The sequence below is a fragment of the Flavobacterium sp. N2820 genome (assembly GCF_025947285.1).
Taxonomy (GTDB): domain Bacteria; phylum Bacteroidota; class Bacteroidia; order Flavobacteriales; family Flavobacteriaceae; genus Flavobacterium.
The window spans coordinates 2,020,031-2,041,838 of sequence record NZ_CP110008.1 but is presented as its reverse complement, the minus strand read 5'-3'; the positions used below and the strand labels follow the sequence as shown (position 1 = coordinate 2,041,838).

Annotated in this window: 20 protein-coding genes and 1 tRNA gene; 8 read left to right on the top strand and 13 right to left on the bottom strand. The window is 33.2% G+C overall.

Going from position 1 to position 21,808, the window contains the following annotated elements; translation table 11 throughout:
- Positions 1-32: 32 nt before the first annotated feature.
- The 3 genes from pth to OLM52_RS09825 all read right to left on the bottom strand — a co-directional run bounded on the left by pth (position 33) and on the right by OLM52_RS09825 (position 2,338).
- Positions 33-653 (bottom strand): aminoacyl-tRNA hydrolase, encoded by a 621-nt coding sequence (pth, locus tag OLM52_RS09835; protein ID WP_264548340.1) that lies wholly within the window; start codon positions 651-653, stop codon positions 33-35.
- 91 nt (positions 654-744) lie between these two features.
- Positions 745-1,347, bottom strand: coding sequence for a 50S ribosomal protein L25/general stress protein Ctc (locus OLM52_RS09830; protein WP_264548339.1), 603 nt, complete (start codon positions 1,345-1,347; stop codon positions 745-747).
- A 49-nt stretch (positions 1,348-1,396) separates the two neighbouring features.
- Positions 1,397-2,338: a ribose-phosphate pyrophosphokinase gene (locus tag OLM52_RS09825; protein ID WP_264548338.1), complete on the bottom strand. Its 942-nt coding sequence runs from the start codon at positions 2,336-2,338 to the stop codon at positions 1,397-1,399.
- A gap of 167 nt (positions 2,339-2,505) precedes the next feature.
- On the opposite strand from OLM52_RS09825, the gene OLM52_RS09820 reads away from it, so the two are divergent.
- Positions 2,506-2,585: transfer RNA gene (locus tag OLM52_RS09820), tRNA-Leu, on the top strand.
- A 39-nt stretch (positions 2,586-2,624) separates the two neighbouring features.
- Here OLM52_RS09820 and OLM52_RS09815 read toward each other — a convergent pair.
- Positions 2,625-3,140 (bottom strand): hypothetical protein, encoded by a 516-nt coding sequence (locus OLM52_RS09815; protein ID WP_319800208.1) that lies wholly within the window; start codon positions 3,138-3,140, stop codon positions 2,625-2,627.
- A 71-nt stretch (positions 3,141-3,211) separates the two neighbouring features.
- Positions 3,212-5,113: an alpha/beta hydrolase family protein gene (locus OLM52_RS09810; protein ID WP_264548337.1), complete on the bottom strand. Its 1,902-nt coding sequence runs from the start codon at positions 5,111-5,113 to the stop codon at positions 3,212-3,214.
- Positions 5,114-5,199: 86 nt separating this feature from the next.
- Here OLM52_RS09810 and OLM52_RS09805 point away from each other — a divergent pair, with 86 nt between their 5' ends.
- From OLM52_RS09805 to OLM52_RS09775, 7 genes are all read left to right on the top strand, one after another.
- Positions 5,200-6,462, top strand: coding sequence for a dicarboxylate/amino acid:cation symporter (locus tag OLM52_RS09805; RefSeq protein ID WP_264548336.1), 1,263 nt, complete (start codon positions 5,200-5,202; stop codon positions 6,460-6,462).
- A gap of 2 nt (positions 6,463-6,464) precedes the next feature.
- On the top strand, positions 6,465-7,157 hold the full coding sequence (locus OLM52_RS09800) for a DedA family protein (protein ID WP_264548335.1): 693 nt from the start codon (positions 6,465-6,467) through the stop codon (positions 7,155-7,157).
- Positions 7,157-8,269 carry an NAD(P)/FAD-dependent oxidoreductase gene (locus OLM52_RS09795; protein WP_264548334.1) on the top strand — a complete coding sequence of 371 codons (1,113 nt, stop codon included), beginning with the start codon at positions 7,157-7,159 and terminating at the stop codon, positions 8,267-8,269. Before OLM52_RS09800 ends, OLM52_RS09795 begins: the two co-directional genes overlap by 1 nt.
- A 3-nt stretch (positions 8,270-8,272) precedes the next feature.
- Positions 8,273-9,013: a monofunctional biosynthetic peptidoglycan transglycosylase gene (gene mtgA, locus OLM52_RS09790; protein ID WP_264548333.1), complete on the top strand. Its 741-nt coding sequence runs from the start codon at positions 8,273-8,275 to the stop codon at positions 9,011-9,013.
- Between the two features lie 10 nt (positions 9,014-9,023).
- Positions 9,024-9,842, top strand: a complete 819-nt coding sequence (locus OLM52_RS09785; protein WP_264548332.1) for an SDR family NAD(P)-dependent oxidoreductase — start codon at positions 9,024-9,026, stop codon at positions 9,840-9,842.
- A gap of 155 nt (positions 9,843-9,997) precedes the next feature.
- The gene (locus OLM52_RS09780; protein ID WP_264548331.1) at positions 9,998-10,801 is read left to right on the top strand and encodes a TIGR00266 family protein; all 804 of its coding nucleotides are present in this window, start codon (positions 9,998-10,000) and stop codon (positions 10,799-10,801) included.
- Positions 10,802-10,879: 78 nt separating this feature from the next.
- On the top strand, positions 10,880-11,323 hold the full coding sequence (locus OLM52_RS09775) for a hypothetical protein (RefSeq protein ID WP_264548330.1): 444 nt from the start codon (positions 10,880-10,882) through the stop codon (positions 11,321-11,323).
- Here OLM52_RS09775 and OLM52_RS09770 read toward each other — a convergent pair.
- From OLM52_RS09770 to OLM52_RS09735, 8 genes are all read right to left on the bottom strand, one after another.
- A complete protein-coding gene (locus tag OLM52_RS09770; RefSeq protein WP_264548329.1) occupies positions 11,320-11,769 on the bottom strand; it encodes a hypothetical protein in 450 nt (149 codons plus the stop codon). The genes OLM52_RS09775 and OLM52_RS09770 overlap by 4 nt on opposite strands.
- Before the next feature lie 79 nt (positions 11,770-11,848).
- Positions 11,849-13,951 (bottom strand): prolyl oligopeptidase family serine peptidase, encoded by a 2,103-nt coding sequence (locus OLM52_RS09765; protein ID WP_413614408.1) that lies wholly within the window; start codon positions 13,949-13,951, stop codon positions 11,849-11,851.
- A 56-nt stretch (positions 13,952-14,007) separates the two neighbouring features.
- Positions 14,008-16,209, bottom strand: a complete 2,202-nt coding sequence (locus OLM52_RS09760) for a TonB-dependent receptor (protein WP_264548328.1) — start codon at positions 16,207-16,209, stop codon at positions 14,008-14,010.
- Between the two features lie 99 nt (positions 16,210-16,308).
- Entirely contained in the window at positions 16,309-16,620 is a 312-nt protein-coding gene (locus OLM52_RS09755; RefSeq protein WP_264548327.1) for a hypothetical protein, read from the bottom strand.
- Between the two features lie 203 nt (positions 16,621-16,823).
- Positions 16,824-17,813 carry an aspartate-semialdehyde dehydrogenase gene (locus OLM52_RS09750; RefSeq protein WP_264548326.1) on the bottom strand — a complete coding sequence of 330 codons (990 nt, stop codon included), beginning with the start codon at positions 17,811-17,813 and terminating at the stop codon, positions 16,824-16,826.
- A gap of 429 nt (positions 17,814-18,242) precedes the next feature.
- Complete coding sequence (gene mscL, locus OLM52_RS09745; protein WP_264548325.1) at positions 18,243-18,620, bottom strand: large conductance mechanosensitive channel protein MscL; 378 nt, start codon at positions 18,618-18,620, stop codon at positions 18,243-18,245.
- 68 nt (positions 18,621-18,688) lie between these two features.
- The gene (locus OLM52_RS09740) at positions 18,689-21,133 is read right to left on the bottom strand and encodes a bifunctional UDP-N-acetylmuramoyl-tripeptide:D-alanyl-D-alanine ligase/alanine racemase (RefSeq protein WP_264548324.1); all 2,445 of its coding nucleotides are present in this window, start codon (positions 21,131-21,133) and stop codon (positions 18,689-18,691) included.
- Between the two features lies 1 nt (position 21,134).
- Positions 21,135-21,767, bottom strand: a complete 633-nt coding sequence (locus OLM52_RS09735; protein WP_264548323.1) for a thymidine kinase — start codon at positions 21,765-21,767, stop codon at positions 21,135-21,137.
- Positions 21,768-21,808 lie beyond the last annotated feature (41 nt).

Here is a 21,808-nt window from a genome sequence, read left to right as displayed (position 1 = left end):
CCATTCAATTTATTTGTTATTTTTTAAAAAAATTATTTTCCGTTGTAAGTGTTCATGGTGTGGTTTAATCCGGCTAAAGCAAACGATTTTATTATTTCAGAACTTATTTCAAGTCGCTCTTTAAGTTTTTCTTTTTCTTCTGCGTCCCATTCGCCTAAAACATAATTAACTTGTTGTCCTTTTTTAAAAGCGTCGCTAATACCAAATCTAAAACGTGGGTATTCTGTTGAGTTTAATACTAATTGGATGTTTTTAAGTCCGTTGTGTCCACCATCACTTCCTTTGGTTTTAATTCGAATAGTTCCAAATGCTAAATTCAAATCATCTGTGATTACCAACATATTGTCTTTTTCAATGTTTTCTTTTTCTAGCCAATATTTTACCGCTTTACCGCTTAAGTTCATGTAGGTGTTTGGTTTTAATAAAAGCAGGGTTCTTCCTTTGATTTTTAGCTCGGCAATTTCGCCAAGTTTTACCGTTTGAAACGAAATACTTTCTTTATTAGCGAGGTAATCTAAGATTTTAAAACCGATATTATGTCTTGTATTTGCGTATTCTGAGCCAATGTTTCCAAGCCCAACAATTAAGAATTTCTTCATTGGATTAGTGTCTTCTTGTTTGTTTTTCTTAAATAGAGTTAAAAGCCAATTCATTGTGTAAAAGTAGTGCAAAGTTTAGAAAGTTGAAAGCATAAAAAAAGCACCAGTAAATACTGATGCTCCTTTTGTATAGTTTGTAAAGAAATTATTTTTTCTTTTTTCCACCTTTTTCTGCTTTTGCAGCTTCTTGAGCAGCTTTCATTGCAGCACGAGAAATTCTTACTTGACAAACAACAGTGTTGTCTGGGTGCATTAATTTAAAATTGTTTGTTTCTAATTTAGTTACATACAATTTGTTACCCATTTGTAATTCAGAAATACTTGCTTCAACAAAATCAGGTAAGTTTTTTGGTAATGCTTTTACTTTTAAACGACGTTGGTTTAAACGTAAAACACCTCCTAATAATACTCCTGGAGAAGTTCCTGTAATTTTAACTGGTACTTCCATAACGATTTCTTTATCGTCACTTAATTGGAAGAAGTCAATGTGTAAAATTTTGTCAGAAACTGGGTGAAACTGAATGTCTTGCATAATTACATTGTAAGACGCTCCGTTTAACTCAATTACAACTGTGTGTGCGTTTGGAGTGTAAACTAAATCTTTAAATGCTCTTTCGTCTGCAACAAAATGAACTGGCTGATTTCCTCCGTAGATAACGCAAGGAACCATTCCAGCATCACGTACGGCTTTAGTTGCCTTTTTACCTACGTTTTCTCTTTCTGATCCTTTAATCGTAATTGATTTCATTGTAAAATATATATAATTAATAAATACTTATTAAGGTGGTTCCTTTTGATTACATCAAAAATTTACCACTTATTGAGTTGTTATTTTGTACCATGTGCATTACTTCTGCAAATAATGGAGCACAACTCACAACTTTTATTTTGTTTGATTCTTTTCTTAACGGAATTGAATCGGTAACAATTAACTCTAATAATTGAGAGTTTTCAATTTTTTCATATGCCTCGCCAGATAAAATAGGGTGTGTACATATAGCTCTAACGCTCAAAGCACCTTTTTCCATCATTACATCGGCAGCTTTTGCTAATGTTCCTCCAGTGTCAATCATATCATCAACTAAGATGACATTTCTACCTTTTACGTCTCCAATTAATTCCATCGTGTCAATTACATTCGCTTTTTTTCTTTGTTTGTAACAAACTACAACATCAGATTCTAAAAATTTAGAATAAGCGTATGCTCTTTTTGAACCTCCCATATCTGGAGATGCAATAGTCAAATTTTCTAAATTTAAACTTCTCACATAAGGTAAAAAGATAGTTGAAGCAAACAAATGATCTACTGGTTTTTCAAAGAAACCTTGAATTTGATCGGCATGTAAATCCATGGTCATAATTCGGGTTGCTCCAGCAGTTTCTAAAAGTTTTGCAACTAATTTAGCTCCAATTGGCACTCTTGGCTTGTCTTTTCTGTCTTGTCTTGCCCAACCAAAATAAGGGATAACTGCGGTAATATGTCTGGCAGATGCTCTTTTTGCCGCATCTATCATCAATAATAATTCCATTAAATTGTCTGCACTTGGAAATGTAGAACAAACTAGGAATACGCGCAATCCTCTTATTGATTCTTCAAAAGAAGGCTGAAATTCGCCATCACTATATTTAGAGAACGTAATCTTACCTAGCGGAACACCATACTTTTCAGCAATTTGTTCGGCTAAATACACACTCTGAGAACATGCAAAAATTTTTGCTTCCGGTTCTTGATACAGCATGTTAATTTATTGTTTAGTAGTTAGTTAGTGTTGTGTCGTGTTAACGAGGTGCAAATTTAGAAATAAAATCGAACTCTGAAAGGATATTTTTAACTATTTTTTTATGAATTGCAGAAATATTTTTTACATTTGCACCCACTTAATGATTTAACCATCATTTTTCCATTGCCCGGATGGCGGAATTGGTAGACGCGCACGACTCAAACTCGTGTACTTAGGTGTGTGGGTTCGATTCCCACTCCGGGTACTAAATGAGACTTATCAGGATTTTCTTGGTAAGTTTTTTTTATGCCAAATTTTTAATCAATTCTTCCATTTCACGTTTCTGTTCTTCATATTTTAATCGCAACGGATTGGCTTCTTTTTCAGAACGGTCGTAATATACCATCGCTTTTTCAGCAAAAAACTTTTGATGATACACAGAAGCTTTCGGAATCAAAGGAAACTCTTTGTGAAATAACATTTCATAATACGCTTGCCATTCGCGCTCGTTTTTGTCTTGCATAGCAATTTCTGGCGCTTTTTGTTTTACGTGCATCATTTCGTGTGCCAATAAATTCAACATCAAAACCAACGGAAATTCAAACGTGTTTTCTGGAATGCGTATAATTTGCGAACCGCCAATTTCACCTTCGGCTGTCATTAGAATAAAATCGGGTTTTGCGGCTTCTCTAAATTCAAAACCTGCAAAATTAGGATGTTCTAATTCATATACTTTTAAAAGCCATAGCGCTGCTTCTTTCGTTAAGTTATGCTTATGAAAGGTTTTTACAGTGAGTTCTATGTTTTCGAATAGCATCATTTTCAAGGTCAAAAATCAAATTCAAGAGCAAGAAGAATTTGAAAATTGAACTTGCTCTTGTCCTTAAACTTTTAAAGTGTTTCTTTTAACCAACCAAAAAATTCTTTTTGCCAAACTAAGGCGTTTTGTGGTTTTAATACCCAATGGTTTTCATCTGGAAATAACAGAAATTTACTTTTAATTCCTTTTAATTGTGCGGCTTGAAACGCTTCTTGTCCCTGTCCAATTGGTACGCGATAATCTTTGCCACCTTGGATGATTAAAATAGGAGTATTCCAATTATTGACTAACTTAATTGGGTTGAATTCGTTATAGGTTTTTTGCGCTGTTGCATTGTCTTTTTCCCAATATGCGCCACCTGAATCCCAATTCGTAAAGAACACTTCTTCTGTAGTTCCATACATACTTTCTGTATTGAAAATACCACAATGAGAAATAAACGTTTTGAAACGATTTTTGTGAATTCCAGCCAATTGAAATACAGAATAACCTCCGTAACTGGCACCCACAGCGCCTAAACGCGTTTTGTCTATATACGATTCTTTCGCAATATCGTCAATCGCACTTAAATAATCATCCATAACTTGTCCACCCCAATCTCCTGAAATTTGTTCGTTCCAAGCCGTTCCGTGTCCTGGCATTCCTCTACGATTTGGTGCCACAATTACATAACCTTGCGAAGCCATCAATTGGAAATTCCAACGGAAAGAATACGATTGTGTCAACGCACTTTGTGGACCGCCTTGGCAATATAAAAGTGCTGGATATTTTTTAGTTTTATCGAAATTTGGTGGTAAAATTACCCAAACCAACATCTTTTTACCATCGGTAGTCGTAACCCAACGTTTTTCTGTTTTACAAGAACTGATTTTAGCATAAGCTTCATCATTAACTTTAGTAATTTGTTTCCAAGTTTTCTTAGCCAAATCATACGAATAAACTTCTGGTGCGTGATTCATATCGTTTCTTGTTACTAAAACAGAAGCTCCTGAAAAACCTACAATTCCGTTCACATCAAAATCACCATCAGTTAATTGCGTTACACGAACTGCAATTTTTGTTAACCCTGGAAAATTGACTTCAAAAAGTTGTTTCGTTCCTTTGATTGGTGCAATGAAGTATACTTTTTTTCCGTCGTTACTCCAAGTAAAACTATCTACGGTTCCGTCCCAACCAGCAGTTAAATTGATATCTAATCCTTTATGGCGCACAATGATATCGTTTTTATCGGCTTCAAACCCATCTCGTTTCATTTGCAACCAAGACAAATCGCCTTTTGGAGAAAAAGTTGGATGTGTATCGTAACCCAAATTACTTTCAGTAAGGTTTTTTGTGGTTTTTGTGGCTAAATCGTATTCGTATAAATCAGTGTTCGTGCTAGTTGCATAAGCTGTTCCTGCTTTCTTTTTACAAACGTAGATGATTTTAGTTCCATCAGGCGACCAAATGTAATCTTCATCACCACCAAAAGGTTTTTGAGGCGCATCAAAAGGTTCGTTTGGCATAATGTCAATTCCAATTGCATCTTTTTTATTTTCAGAATAAAAAACGTGGTTGTGTGTTCCATCATTCCAAGTATCCCAATGGCGGTAATCTAAACCCGTGTATACTTGAGCCGTGGTTTTTGATAATTCTGGATAAAGGTCTTTCCCTAATAACTTTTCTGTTTTTACTTCTTTCGAAAATAAAAGGTTTTTTCCATCAGGAGAAATATTTTTATCCGTTAAAAGTGATTTGTAATCCTCCACTAAACTAGCATTTCCACCTTGAACGGGAATAGTATAATATTTTGAGTTGATTTTGTTTTCTTCCACAGAAGGCGTTCCCACTTTATAAACTAAAAGTTTTCCGTCTTTTGAAATTCCTAAAGAAGTTATTCTTCCTAACTGCCATAATGTTTCTGGAGTTAGGTTTTGCTGTGCTAATGTACTCATACTTATCATGCTGAAAATGAGAAAAATGTAATTTTTCATGTCTGTTATTTTTAAAACGAAGCTAAATGTAGCAATTTTTTCAAAAAATATACCTATTTTCACAATCTTAAAAAGCAAACTTAATAATGAAAAAATTAGCACTACACTGGCAAATATTACTTGGAATGGTTTTTGGAGTTTTATTTGCTTTTATATTGATTCAATTTACTTGGGGAAAAGATATTATTGTGGATTGGGTAAAACCTTTTGGAACTATCTTTATTAATTTACTAAAATTGATAGCCGTTCCTTTAATTTTAGCTTCATTAATTAAAGGAATTTCTGACTTAAAAGATATTTCGAAATTATCTAAAATGGGCGGTCGAACCATAGGTTTATATGTTTTAACAACCGTTTTGGCGGTTTCAATTGGTTTGGTAATTGTGAATATTATTAAACCTGGAAGCTATATTTCGGAACAAACAAGAACAGAATTAGTTTCCAGTTACACGGCTGATGCCAATTCAAAAATTGAAGCAGCAAACAAGCAAAGTGAAGTTGGACCATTACAATCATTAATTGACATCGTTCCTGACAACATTATTAAAGCTTCTGCTGATAACGGAAATATGTTGCAGGTGATTTTCTTCGCAGTGATTTTTGGTATTGCAATGATTTTACTTCCTGAAGATAAATCAAAACCAGTTAAAGATTTTTTTGATAGTTTCAATGAAATTATCTTAAAAATGATTGACTTAATTATGCTTTTTTCTCCAATTGGAGTTTTTGCTTTACTAGCAGCCATTGTTGCCGAATCCCCAAGTTTAGATTTATTCAAAGCACTTGGAATGTATGGTTTAACTGTTATTATAGGTCTAATTTTAGTAATGTGTGTTTATTTGGTTTTAGTCAAAGTATTTGCTAAAAAAAGTCCAAGATTCTTTATCAACGGAATTTCGCCAGCACAATTATTAGCTTTTTCTACTAGTTCAAGTGCAGCTACTTTACCCGTTACGATGGAAAGAACAGTTGATAATTTAGGTGTTGATGATGAAGTTGCTAGTTTTGTTTTGCCAATTGGTGCTACAATTAATATGGATGGAACCAGTTTGTATCAAGCTGTTGCAGCCGTTTTTATTGCGCAATCGTTTGGTATGGATTTGTCTTTAGCCACACAATTAGGAATTATTGTTACAGCAACTTTAGCTTCTATTGGAAGTGCCGCTGTTCCTGGTGCCGGAATGGTAATGTTGGTTATTGTATTGGCACAAGCTGGAATTCCTGAAGCAGGTTTGGCCTTAATTTTTGCCATCGATCGACCTTTAGATATGTGTAGAACTACTGTAAATGTTACAGGTGATGCGGCGGTTTCTATGATTGTAGCAAAATCTGTAAATAAATTGGCATAGCTATGAACGATTTTCATTGGACCAAACTTTTTAATCCCGAATTCTATATCACAATGGAAGTCGGTGGAATTCCTATTGGAATTTACATGGTTTTATTTATCGTTTTTGCTGAAACGGGCTTATTTGCTGGGTTTTTTCTTCCTGGTGATAGTCTTTTGTTTTTGTCTGGAATTTATAGTCGCGAGTTAGTTGAAACATTTTTCATGATTCCAAGTGATTTATCGAATGTTACCATTTTGGCTTTATTGATTGCTACTGCGGCAACTTTAGGGAATATTTTTGGTTATTGGTTTGGTTCAAAAAGTGGTCAGTTTTTATACAATAAAGAAGATAGTTTCTTTTTCAAAAAGAAGTATTTATATGAATCACAAGCATTTTTTGAAAAGCATGGTGGAAAAGCCATTATTTTTGCTCGTTTTTTACCTATTGTCAGAACATTTGTACCTATTATAGCCGGAATTGTGCACATGCAAAAAAGTAAATTTATGTTTTACAATGTATTGAGTTCACTTTTATGGTCGTTCCTTTTGGTTTTTGCAGGACATTATTTATACGGATTCTTTAACGAAGAATTTGGGATTGATTTAAAGAAACACATTGAAAAAATCATTTTAATTTTAATCGCCGTAACAACATTTCCTTTGATTATGAAAGCGATTAAAGCAAGAAAAAATACTGAAAACCTAGAGGAATAATGCAACTCAGTTATTGGGAAATAAAAAATTGGTTTACAAACGTAGATTTTACTATCGTAGGTAGTGGAATTGTAGGTTTGCATACTGCATTAGCTTTGCGCGAAAGATTTCCTTCTGCTAAAATTTTAGTTCTCGAAAAAGGCATCTTACCACAAGGCGCTAGTACAAAAAATGCTGGTTTTGCTTGTTTTGGGAGTATTTCTGAAATCATAGACGATTTAAAAACGCATACAGAAGAAGAAGTTATTCAACTGATTCAAAAACGATACACGGGGTTACAATTGCTTCGAAAAAATCTCGGCGATTCCGCAATTGATTTAAAACCTTTTGGAGGTTACGAATTATTTTTAAAAGAAGACGAGTCATTTTATAACGAATGCATTCAAAAAATCCCATTCATTAATGATATTATCAAGCCTCTTTTTAAAACGAATGTTTTTTCGAAAGAAATAGATCGATTTAATTTTGGAGGTGTTTTTGAATATTTAATTTTCAATCCGTTTGAAGCACAAATTGATACTGGAAATATGATGCAAGCTTTACTAAAAAAAGCACATCAAAACGACATTTTAATTTTAAATAGTCAAACGGTAACAAGTTTTCAAGAACTAAACGATGCTGTTGAGGTTGTTGCAAACGGAATTACGTTTAAAACCAATAAATTACTATTTACCACTAATGGATTTGCATCGCAATTGACAAATAATCAAGTGCAACCAGCCAGAGCGCAAGTTTTGATTACAAAACCAATTCCGAATTTAGATATCAAAGGTACTTTTCATTTAGATAAAGGGTATTTTTATTTTCGAAATATAAACGACAGAATTCTTTTTGGTGGTGGAAGAAATTTAGATTTTGCAGGTGAAACCACAACTTCACATGATACCACAGAATTGATTCAAAATAAGTTAGAAGAATTATTAAAAACAGTAATTTTACCACATCAAGAGTTCGAAATTGAACACCGATGGAGTGGCACTATGGGCGTAGGAACACATAAAAAACCAATTGTAGAGCAGCTTTCAAATCACGTGTATTGCGGTGTTCGAATGGGAGGAATGGGTATTGCCATAGGCAGTTTAATCGGACAAGAATTAGCAGATTTAGTTTAAAATATGGCAAAAAAAACTACTCCAAGTAAAAAGACTTCAGTAAAAAAACCTGTTAAAAAAAGGACTACAGGTCAAAAGATATTTCGTTTCTTTTGGTTAATGTTTCTTTGGTTTAATATCATCAGTTTTTCGGTTGTTTTGTTGTTTAAATTTATTCCAGTTCCGTTTACTCCTTTAATGGGAATTCGTGCCATGGAACATAAAAAAGACAATAAAGAAATGACTTGTAGCCACGAATGGGTACCCATTGAAGAAATTTCGTTAAATCTTCAAAAAGCAGTTATTGCCAGCGAAGATGGTCGTTTTTTAGAGCATTGGGGTTTCGATTTTGAGGCAATGCAAAAAGCGTATAAAAATAATTCAAAGGGTAAAAAACTCAAAGGTGGAAGTACAATTTCGCAACAAACTGCAAAAAATGTTTTTTTGTGGCAAGGACGAAGTTATGTTCGTAAAGCTCTTGAAGCATATTATACTGTTTTAATTGAAGTAATTTGGGGAAAAAAGCGCATCATGGAAGTTTATTTAAATAGCATAGAAATGGGTGATGGTGTTTATGGTGCTGAAGCAGCCGCAAAACATTGGTATCGAAAAGATGCAGCTAGTTTAACACGATATGAAGCAGCTGGAATTGCTGCAATTTTACCAAGTCCTAGAAAATATAAAGCATCTAATTCATCATCTTATATTAACCGAAGAAAAGCTAGAATTAGCAAAGAAATTGGTTACGTAAAGTTGGATTACTAAAAACAAAATTTTGAAAAAAACAGTATTAATCACTGGAGCTGCAGGTGGAATTGGAAAACAAACGGCACTGTTTTTTGCAGATAAAGGTTGGAATGTTATAGCAACCATGTTACACCTTTTGGAAGCAGAGGAATTAAATAATAATCCATCCATAAGATGTTATGAACTTGATGTAACTTGTTCTGAAAGCATTGAAACTGCAAAGCAGAAAATCATTTTAGATAATCCAAAAATTGATGTGATTATTAATAACGCAGGTGTGGGTTACAGAAGTTTTGTTGAACTTTCTGAAGATAAAAAAATTGACACTATTGTTGATATTAATTGGTTAGGAGTGGTCAAAGTTTGTAGAGCTTTTATTCCAGTTTTTAGAACACAAAAAAATGGACTTTTTATTAATATATCGTCAATCGCTGGTTTGGTAAATTTGCCTTTAGGGAGTTTTTACCATTCGACAAAGCAAGCGGTTGAAAGTTTTTCAGAATGTATGGCATATGAATTATACGATTTAAATATTAAAGTTTGTACAGTTCAGTTTGGAAACGCGCCAACTTCTTTTCAAAAAAATGTTACCAAATGTCCTGCGACTTCAGTAAAATCGTATAATGATTTGATGAAAAAAGTAACCGATTTACTTCAGAAAAAATCAAATAAAAACACAAACCTAACGCCATTAATCACTGAAAAATTATACGAAATAGCAGAAAATCCCAACAAAAAATTCAGAAGATACACCATTGGTTTTGATGCGAATTTGATGAAATTTCTCAGAAGAGGATTAGGCTACCGACTCTTTAATAGTCTAATTAGAAAATACACACTTAAATAATTTTCGATTTTTAGTAACTTTTGTTTTTTGTGAGCGACATATTTATGTCTTATTAAAGATATGAAATAGCCTCCAATACGGATTTTGTTTAAGGCAATAACCAATGATGATAGGCGAAAACATATTTGAATACTAATAAAATAAAATTTACCATTATGAAAGCACACGAAATAGATTACCATATTTATGGTGAAGAAATGCAATATGTTGAAATTGAATTAGATCCTCAAGAAGTTGTGGTTGCCGAAGCAGGAAGTTTTATGATGATGGAAAACGGCATCAAAATGGAAACTATTTTTGGAGACGGAAGCCAAGAACAACAACAAGGAATTTTCGGAAAACTGTTATCTGCAGGAAAGCGAGTTTTAACGGGTGAAAGTTTGTTTATGACGGCTTACCAAAATCAAGATATGGGAAAACGCAAGGTTTCGTTCGCTTCTCCTTATCCTGGAAAAATTGTTCCGATAGATTTACAACTATTTGGTGGGAAATTCATTTGTCAAAAAGACTCTTTTTTATGCGCAGCAAAAGGGGTTTCTGTTGGTATTGAATTTACTAAAAAATTAGGAACAGGTTTATTTGGTGGAGAAGGTTTCATCATGCAAAAGATTGAAGGAGATGGTATGGCTTTTGTACATTCTGGAGGAACTTTAGCTAAAAAAGAATTACAATCTGGAGAATTACTTCGTGTTGATACAGGTTGTTTAGTTGGGTTTACCAAAGATGTAGATTATGATATTGAATTTGTAGGTGGCATCAAAAATACCATTTTTGGAGGTGAGGGCGTTTTCTTTGCAACACTTCGTGGACCAGGAACAGTTTACATTCAATCGTTACCATTTACACGTTTAGCAGACAGAATTATTGCGTCGGCACCAAAAGCAGGAGGTAGCAGCAGAGAAGAAGGAAGCTTGCTTGGAGGGTTAGGAAGAATGCTGGATGGTGATAATCGTTTTTAATTTAACGTATTTTTATATATTGATTTTCAGTGATTTAGATTAAAAATAGTACTTTTAACAATCTAAACACTGAAAATCATGAAAAATAGAACAGTATTAAAAAATGGATTTCTAATCTTTTTAGGAATCGGATTGTTTTTCCTATTAATGGATTTTTTAGGATTATCAAGTAAAAATTATTTACGTTCACTAAATGCTTTTATAGTTTTATATGGAATACATAAAACCATAAAACACAATTATAAAAATGGTAAAATAGGTTATTTGGAAAATTTATTTTCTGGATTTCTTACAGGAATATTGGGTGTTTTTCTTGGAATAGTTGGTTTAATCGGTTTTATTTATTTAAAAGGAGGAGAAAAGTATCTTAACACGCTTTCAGATACATTCTTTTTTGTTGGAAAAACAAGTATTATACAATATTGTGGTGTATTATTTTTTGAAGGTGTCGCTTCAAGTTTGATAGGTGCTTTTGTATTGATGCAATTTTATAATGATAAACCAGTTATCGATAAATATTAAATTGGCCTAAGTGTATTGCTGTAAGTGATTATAAATTGAAATTTTCCTTTATTCACTTTTTTCATTACGTAAATGTATTTGTGTTTACTCGATTGTTTTGAAGGAATTAAGATTTCCTTTTTAGAATTATTATCTTTAAGAAGTAAATCTTGTTGATTGTTAAAACTCAAATAAGTTGCAATTCTATTGTTTAAATTAGTAATTGGATATTCTGAGTAAATTGTTTTCCCATTTTGTGAAATGATGATTTTTTCACCTTTATAGATTTGTGTTAAAAATAAAATACTTTTGTTGCTGTTTTTTGCATTTACCTCTTTGTGAATTTTTTCAATTTCAGCTTTTGAAGCACTTCTAAAGTCATCACGGTACACACTTTTTACAGTTGAATTACAACTTTGTAATCCAATTGAAAGCGTAATTAGTAGTATGGGGATTAGCTTTTTCATACTTTATTTAACTACTATTTCAATGTTTTATTGCATAAAAAAAGAGCCCTAAGGCTCTTTTTATTAATACTTTAACTTTTTATTTTAATTCTTTAACACCCATATTGTAAAGCGTAAAGACTTGCATATCCACGTTTTCTTGAATCGTAGCTGCTACAGATTTCCCTGCTCCATGTCCTGCATTTACATCAATACGAATTAAAACTGGATTGTCTCCTGCTTGTTTATCCTGTAATTCTGCAGCAAATTTAAAACTGTGTGCAGGAACAACTCGATCATCATGATCGCCTGTAGTTACCATTGTCGCTGGATATTTTGTACCAGCTTTTACATTATGAACTGGTGAATATCCTTTGATGTATTCAAACATTTCCTTGCTTTGTTCAGAAGTTCCATAATCGTAAGCCCAACCTGCTCCGGCGGTAAATGTATGATAACGTAACATATCTAAAACACCAACTGCTGGTAAAGCAACTTTTACTAAATCAGGACGTTGTGTCATAACTGCTCCAACTAATAATCCTCCATTTGAGCCACCTTTTATTGCTAAATAATCTGAAGAAGTGTATTTTTCTTTAATTAAATATTCAGCTGCAGCAATAAAATCATCAAAAACGTTTTGCTTTTTTAATTGTGTTCCAGCATCATGCCATTTTTTACCGTATTCTCCACCACCGCGTAAATTCGCAACAGCATAAACTCCTCCGTTTTCTAACCAAACGGCATTTGCAATACTAAAACTTGGAGTTAAACTAACATTAAATCCACCATAACCATATAGAATAGTTGGATTTTGTCCGTTTAATTTTGTGCCTTTTTTATACGTAATAATCATAGGAACTTTCGTGCCGTCTTTTGAAGTATAAAACACTTGTTTTGATTCGTAATCTGCGGAATTAAAATCAACTTTTGGTTTTTGATAGATTGCTGATTTTCCTGTTTTTGGATCAAAAGTGTAGATGGTTCCTGGTGTTACATAATTGGTAAACGAAAAATACAAGGTAGTTTCTTTTTCTTTTCCGCCAAAACCACCAGCAGTTCCAACGCCTGGCAATTGAATATCACGCACTAATTTTCCGTTGTAATCATATTGTTTGATGAACGAAACTGCATCTTTCATATAACTTGCGAAAATATAACCGCTCCCTGTGTTTGGCGACAATACATTTTCGGTTTCTGCAATGCAATCTTTCCAGTTTTCTTTGGATGGATTTGATAAGTTAAAAGTCACCACGCGTTTGTTTGGCGCTTTGTAATTCGTTACCAAATAAATTTTAGATCCTTTGTTGTCTAAAACATCATTGTCATTTTCATAATTGTCAATCAACGTTACAATTTTACTGTCTGGTTTGGATAAATCTAAATAATATAATTCGTTTCCAGAAGTTGAATTCGCAGCAGAAATAAACAGATAGTTCTCATCTTCCGAAACGCCACCACCAACATATCTTCTTTTTATATCGCCACCAAAAACCAATTTATCATTTTTTTGCGAAGTGTTTAATTTGTGATAATACAATTTGTGTTGGTCTGTTTTTGCAGATAATTCGCTACCAACAGGTTTATCGTAGCTTGAATAATAAAAACCTTCGTTTTTGTACCAAGAAACACCACTAAATTTTACATCAACTATTGTGTCGCCAATAATTTTTTTGGTTTTTGCTTCCATCACAATTACTTTTCTCCAATCACTTCCGCCTTCTGAAATAGAATAGGCTACTAAACTTCCATCTTTGCTGAAATTTAATCCGCCTAACGAAGTGGTTCCGTCTTTTGAAAATGTATTTGGATCTAAGAAGATTTCTTCTTTACCCGCTTTATCTTTTCGATACAAAACCGATTGATTTTGAAGACCGTTATTTTTGTAGTAATAGGTATAATCGCCTTCTTTGAATGGAGCCGAAATTTTCTCGTAATTCCACAATTGTTCCATTCTAGTTTTTAGCTGATTTCTGTATGGAATTTGCTCTAAATAACCATATGTTACCACATTTTGAGCTTTTACCCAAGCTTCAGTTTCAGCGCTTCGGTCGTCTTCTAACCAACGATAAGGATCGTTTAATTTTTCACCAAAATAGGTGTCAACGTGGTCGGTTTTTTTTGTTACAGGATAATTGATTTTTGTTTGTGCGTTCATAAAAAGTGTACAAACAATAGCCGATATTGTTATTGTTTTTTTCATAAAAAGTTTATTGTTGAATAACAAAGATATTCAAATGAATTCTAAAGATTTGTTAATTATAAATCAAAATTTAAACTCACGATTATATTTCGCCCCATATTATTAATTCCGTCTGATTTTAAACGCGATAAATGGTTGACATAGTTTTTGTCTAAAAGATTATTCGCATTTACATTCCATCGGAATTCCTTTTTAGCCATTTTGATAGTACTACCAATCGCAAAATTCACTAATAAATAATCATTGGTTTTGGTTTCAAATTCACCTAAATTATTTTGTGCGAAAGTATAATTTAAAAACAAAGAAGTAAATCCTTTTTTCAACCAATTATGGTATTCAAATTCTGCTCTAATGTTGTTTTTCCATTGATTTGCAGGAATTAATGGCAGGAAATTATTACTTTGCTTACCCGTTACGCTTTCAAAACTACTGGTAAAATGCAACCAATCATATGGATGAGGATGAAAGTGAATTCCAGCTTCTCCACCAAATAAAAACGCATTGTTTTGCACATAATTGTAAACATCATTTCCGTCAATTTCTGCACCAGTTGGCGTAATATAAATATAATTGTTTACGAGATTGTAAAATCCGTTGATGAACCATTCAAAGTGTTCGCTTCTGTATTCCAAATTCAAATCGACTTGAAAATTTTGTTCGTTTTCTAAATCATTGTTCCCAATTTCATAACGATTACTTCCTTCGTGAACACCGTTTGAAGTTAATTCGGATAAATTAGGGGCTCTAAATCCAGAAGCAATATTAATTCTGGTTGAAATATAATTAGATAAATCGGTTTTGTAACCTAACGACGCATTGAAACTATTAAAGTGTTTATCGATAGCTTCAAAATAACCTTCTTCACCTTCAATTCCATGAGTTAAAGTGTTGATTTTTCTGTTATCGTAACGAATTCCCGCTTGTAAAATATTGGAGTTCCAACTGTAATTTGTAGTTGCAAAAGCTCCAAAATCTTTTACATTCGCATCAGGAATCAATAATTCTTCGCCAAAATTAGTATTGGTTTGGTCCATTCCTTGCATTCCAATGATACTTTCCCATCGATTCATTTTTGGAAAAAAGTATTTTACGTTGTAACTCGTTGTTTTCAATTTCATGGATAACGCAATTTCGTCTGGTGCTTCTAATTCTTTTCTGTTGTTTAATGAATAACCAAAATCACCTTCAATTTTAGAGTTTTTAAAATACACTTTTTGGTTCAAACTCAACACATGATTAGCCACTTCTTGTTTCGGAAAAAGTGGCTTTCTAAATCCTGAATTTTCTAAATCTTCTTCGGGTAAACCCAAATTTAAGTTGTTGTAATTGTATCTAAAATCGGTTGATACTTTAGAATTAGAATATCCAATTCCCGATTTAAAATCTTTCTCGATGAAACGCGTATTGATAATTCTATTGCCATTCGGAACTTCATAATCGGCATGCGACGTGTAATTTCCTCTAACCAAAAACTTAAAATTCGATGGAGAAGCTTTAAATCCGAAAGTAGTGGAAGTTCCTTGTGTATTAGTGAAATATTGTTGTTCGAAATCGGCTGATTTTTCTTGAAAAGGCGCGTATTTTTCTGGATTAAAATAGATAACACCTCCTAAAGCATCGGAACCATACAATAACGAAGCTGGTCCTTTGATGACTTCCACACTTTCAATTCCAGAAGCGTTTAAACCTAAGCCGTGTTCTTCACCAAATTGCTGGTTTTCCATGCGAATACCTTGTGAATACACCAAAACTCGATTGCTGCTCAAACCACGAATAACAGGTTTTCCAATAGAATTTCCTGTTGAAATTTGAGAAACTCCAGGAAACGTTGCAATTCCATCAATAAGTGAAGTAGCTCCATTTTCTTTTAAAGTGTTTACCGAAGCGTGTTCTACTTTCATCACATTTTGCGATTGCATTTTGTTGTATAAAGTAGAAACAATAACTTCATCTAAATGTAGTTCTTTTTCCGTTAGAATTACGTTCAACTTGATTTCGGTTCCATTACTAGTTACGATTTCTGTTTTGGTTTCGTAGCCTGATAAATGAAAAATGATTTTGTTAGTTCCTTTCGGAAACGATAAAAATTGATAAAAACCGTTTTCATCGGTTGTGGTTTCAGAATTATTTTCTTCGACATGAACAACAACGCCTGATAATTTCTGATTGTTAGCATCGGTAACGTAACCACTAATTTTAAATTGAGAAAAGCTCGCTATTGAAGATAATAGCAGTAGTATATTGAAAAGATATTTCATTTTTAACTTGTTTTTATTTGATAAATAATACAGTAAAGTGTTGTACATCATTTTGATATACAAAATCATAGCCTTGTTTAGAAAACAAAGCGAAATTATTTAAGCTATAAAAACTGGTGGACCGCGAAGATAGAATGAATTTCCTTCAAACGTAATACAAGATTCATTACTGTTAAATTGATAGGGAATTTCGTAAAATGAAGGAATAAAGTCAAAATGTAAAACTTCTGGTGAAAGAAAAGCCACGAATTTGAAATCACAAATAGGACAATCCTCACTTTCGGTAAACGTTTTTTCAGGAGTTTTTAAAGTCAAATGTTGCGAATCATCACAACACTCAGTTTTAAGATGGTGTTCGTGCGAAAAAGTATGCACAGATTGATAGCAAACAGCAAACAGTACTGCGAGCATCAAGCCAATGTTTATATAGAGTAACTTCTTTTTCACAATCACAAAGATAGTTTTTTTGAAAGAAACGAAAAAAAGAAACCACGAATTAACGATTTTTTAAGTTTTGATAACTTATTCGCTAGTTCGTGGTTATTTGTTTTGCCAAGGATTAAAGGATTCAAAAGGATTAAATCCGTGCTAATCTGTGAAATCTGTGGATAAAATTATACAAGATTATTCGCAACCAAATATTCCGCAATTTGAATTGTATTCGTTGCTGCTCCTTTTCTTAAGTTATCGGAAACAATCCACATATTAATGGTGTTCGGTTGGCTTTCATCTCTTCGGATTCTACCTACGAAAACATCGTCTTTTCCTTGGGCGTAAATTGGCATTGGATAGGTAAACGTGTCTAAATTATCTTGAACCGTTACGCCAGGTGTGTTGTGTAAAATTTGACGTACTTCGTTTACATCAAAATCGTTTTCAAACTGAATGTTTACCGCTTCACTATGTCCACCAACAACAGGAATACGAATTGCAGTTGCAGTAACAGCAATGGTTTTGTCGTTTAAGATTTTTTGCGTTTCGCGAACCAATTTCATTTCTTCTTTGGTGTATCCGTTTTCTTCAAAACTATCACATTGTGGAATTGCATTTCGGTGAATTGGGTATTTATACGCCATTTCATCTTGAATTCCTGCATATTCGTTTTCTAACTGACGCACGGCTTTTACACCAGTTCCAGTAATAGATTGATAAGTAGAAACAACAATACGTTTGATGTCATATTTTGCATGTAAAGGCGCTAAAGCCATTACCATTTGAATCGTAGAACAGTTAGGATTAGCAATAATTTTATCTTCCTTAGTTAAAATTGAAGCATTGATTTCTGGAACGACTAATTTTTTACTCTCGTCCATTCTCCAAGCAGAAGAATTGTCGATTACGGTTGTTCCTGCAGCGGCAAATTTTGGAGCCCATTCTAAAGAAGTTTCTCCACCTGCCGAAAACAAAGCAATCTCAGGTTTCATATCTACAGCGGTTTGTAAACCTACAACTTTATAGGTTTTACCTTTCCATTCGATTTCTTTTCCAACTGATTTTTCAGAAGCAACTGGGATTAACTCCGTTACAAGAAAATTACGTTCTGCTAATACTTGAAGCATTATTTCGCCTACCATTCCGGTAGCGCCAACTACGGCTACTCTCATTTTGATGTGTGTTATTTAATTATGCAAAAATATAGAATATTCAAATGATTTCGCAAATATTGGTAGAATTATAACAAAAGTTTTGATTTGTAACAATTATTTGAAAATGTTTACATGTTGAGGTAAAATGTAAAAATACAAAGTAACATGAACAATAAAGCAATAAAATATTTATGAAACCAAGATAACCATATTGCTATTAGAACAAGAACAAATCCTTCAAAATAATATTCACTAATTGAGTTTCTTACAACTACTGAGAATATAAAATTAAAGGTTATTAATAGTCTAACAACCCATTTGGTCATGTTTGAATTATTGATTTTTTGATACATATCGAATTATTTATTCAAAACAAATCTAATCAATTTCTATCAAAAAAATACCCCGACGAATCGGGGTTTAGCATATATAATGTAGCGGTATCGACTATTTTTTCAATAAATCTCTAATTTGTGTAAGCAATTCTTCTTGAGATGGTCCTGCTGGTGCCGCTGGAGCCGCTTCTTCTTTTTTCTTCATGCTATTGATTCCTTTTACCATTAAAAAGATAACAAAAGCAATTACTAAGAAACTGATAACAGCTGCTAAAAATTTACCGTATAAAATTCCTCCATCGGTTTTTAAGTCAGCTAAATTTTCAACTTGAGCTGCTTTTAAAGCCGGGTTTAATAAAGCTGGAGTTATTACATCTGATACTAAAGAGTTTACGATTGCTCCAAAAGAAGCTCCAATAATTACTCCAACAGCCAAGTCCATTGCGTTACCTTTTGCAATAAAATCTTTAAATTCTGAAATCATTCCCATAGTTCTTAATTTTTTAGGGTTAGTTTTTGTTTTTATACTAACGAAAATACAAAAATTTTAACACAATGTTAATTTTTGTAAAAAATTCTTTTAACACGTTGTGAAATCCCAGTTAGAATCTCGTAAGGTATTGTGCCAATTGCACTTGCCATTTCGATTACTTTCGGATTTTTACCAAAAACAATCACTTCATCACCTGCTTTGCATGACATATTAGATACATCTACCATCATCATATCCATACAAATCGAACCTAAAATAGTGGCTTTTTGATTATTGATGGTTACAAAACCTTTTTCATTGCCCCAAGCTCTACGAATACCGTCGGCGTAACCAATAGGTATGGTTGCAACTTTCATTTTTTGAGTCACTCGAAATTTTCGGCTGTAACCAATACTTTCTTCTGCGGATACTTCTCTAATTTGCGAAATTATCGTTTTTAAAGTACTCACATTTTCTAAACTTTGTAATTCTTGTTCCGAATTTCCAATACCATACAAACCAATGCCTAAACGCACCATTTCCATTTGCTTTTCAGCATAATTGAAAATCCCAGAAGTATTTAAAATATGGCGAATCGGTTTAGAAGGCAACACTTTTTCCATTTCGGAATACATGGCATCAAAACGTTGAAATTGTAATTTCGTGAAATCATCAAATTCCAAATCATCACTAGTGGATAGGTGTGAAAAAACGCTTTTCACTTTAACAAAATTGTTGTTTTTTAGCAATGAGCATAACTCAGAAATCAAATGCGGTTCAAATCCTAATCGATGCATTCCAGTATCCAACTTAATATGAATCGGATAATGGGAAATATTTTGGTGTTGTGCAATTTTCAAAAAGGCTTGTAAACCCGTAATCGAATAAATTTCGGGTTCTAAATTATAGGCAATCATAGCTCTAAAACTACTGTTTTCGGGATTTAAAACCATAATTGGAGTCGTAATTCCAGCTTTTCGCAATTCGATGCCTTCATCGGCAAAAGCTACGCCTAAATAATCGACTTTATGATGTTCGAGCAATTTTGCAATTTCGTAACCGCCATTTCCATAACCAAATGCTTTCACCATCACCATAATTTTAGTTTCTGGTTTTAGTTTGGATTTGTAGAAATTTAAGTTGTGACTGATTGCATCGAGATTAATTTCTAAAATGGTTTCGTGATTTTTCTCTTCCAATACAACCACAATTTCATGAAAGTTAAAACCACGCGCGCCTTTTACTAAGATGGTTTCGTTTTGAAACGATTGCGTGTTGAATTGCTGTAAAAATTCTTGCGTTGTGGCAAACGAAATCACATTCGGTAAATCGTTTAATTGTTTTCCGATGGTTTCGCCAATGGTAATAATACGCTCGATTTTATTTTTCGAAAGCAATTGTTTTACCTGATTGTAAAGTGTTTCAATAGCAATACCGCTTGTAAAAATATCAGATAAAATAATCGTTTTTTTATCGTGTAATTTTTGTTGTTCTAAGAAATCTAACGCAATTTTCAACGATTGATAATCAACCGAATAACTATCGTCGATTACCAAACAATTATGAATCCCTTTTTTGGCTTGAAGTCTTAATTCTACTGGGTATAATTCGGCAACCCGGTTTTGTATAAAAGCAATTTCTTCGTCCAAAAACAGCATGAAATTCACGCAAGTAATTACATTTTCAATCGAATTTTCATCAGAAAATGGAATTGTTATACTAAAAGTTTTGGTTGCGTTTTTAAAACTTAATTCAGTTTTTCCATTCTCATTTTTCTTCGAAACAAAAAGATTGGCGTTTTCATCGCTAAAACTCCAAGTATGTTTTTGACTGTTTTCTGGAAGTAAAGCTTCAATTTCAGCATTCTTTTCTAGGAAAATATCCGAACAATTTTCAAAAAGTTGCACTTTCTCTTTGATTTTGGCTTCTCGATTCGCAAAACCTTCATCATGAACCGAACCAATATTCGTAAGAATTCCATATTTCGGTTGAATGATGTGTTCTAAATTTGACATTTCATTGGGTAACGAAATTCCGGCTTCAAAAATTCCGAAATCGTAATTACCTTCAATCGCTAAAATCGATAAAGGAACGCCGACTTGCGAATTATAACTTTTTGGATTTCGAACTATCAAATGATTCGGACTCAACAAGAAATTCAACCATTCTTTTACGATGGTTTTTCCGTTACTTCCTGTAATTCCAATGAATGGAAAATCAAATTGTTTTCGGTAACCAATCGCAGTTTGTTGTAACGCTTTTAACGAATTTTCAACGATAATGAAATTCGCTTTTTCGTATAAATGCTCAGGAATATATTCGACTACAAAATAGCGAACACCTTTTGCAATTAACTCTTCCAAATACAAATGCGCATCGTGATTTTGTCCTTTGATGGCAAAAAACAAGGTATTACTACCATTTTGCAACGAACGGCTGTCAATCGAAATATGACTTGCGGTAAACTCAGTCGAATTTCCGTGAAAAACGCCTTTACAAAACGAAATAATATGGGTGCTATTGAGATTCAATTTATTGATTATCGTCTTTTTGCTTGTTTACAATTTCAACATCTTTCACTTCCATGTTTTCTCGCATGGCTTTAAAATAGGCGGCACGACTTAACGGTTCATATTCTTCGGTTTCACCAAGCATAACCAATCTTTTATCATCCGATTTTCTAAAACTATAATGAGCTAAATTTCCAGTACGAGTACAAACCGCGTGAACTTTAGTTACATATTCGGCTGTAGCCATAAGCGCTGGCATGGGTCCGAACGGATTTCCTTTAAAATCCATATCCAATCCAGCAACGATAACACGAATTCCTGAATTAGCTAAATCATTACAAACGGCAACAATTTCTTCGTCGAAAAATTGGGCTTCGTCAATACCCACCACATCGCAACCTTGTGCTAAAATTCGAATATTTTGAGCAATTGGAACAGGCGTAGAACGAATTTCATTGGCATCGTGCGAAACCACCATTTCGTCATGGTATCTAGTATCAACAGCCGGTTTAAAAATTTCCACTTTTTGTTTGGCAAACTGAGCGCGTTTTAATCGGCGAATCAATTCTTCGGTTTTACCCGAAAACATTGAGCCACAAATTACTTCAATCCAGCCAAATTGTTCTTGTTGATTTACGGTATTTTCGAGAAACATTTTGTATCTTTCGTACGTTAAAAATTATTTTCTGCTACATT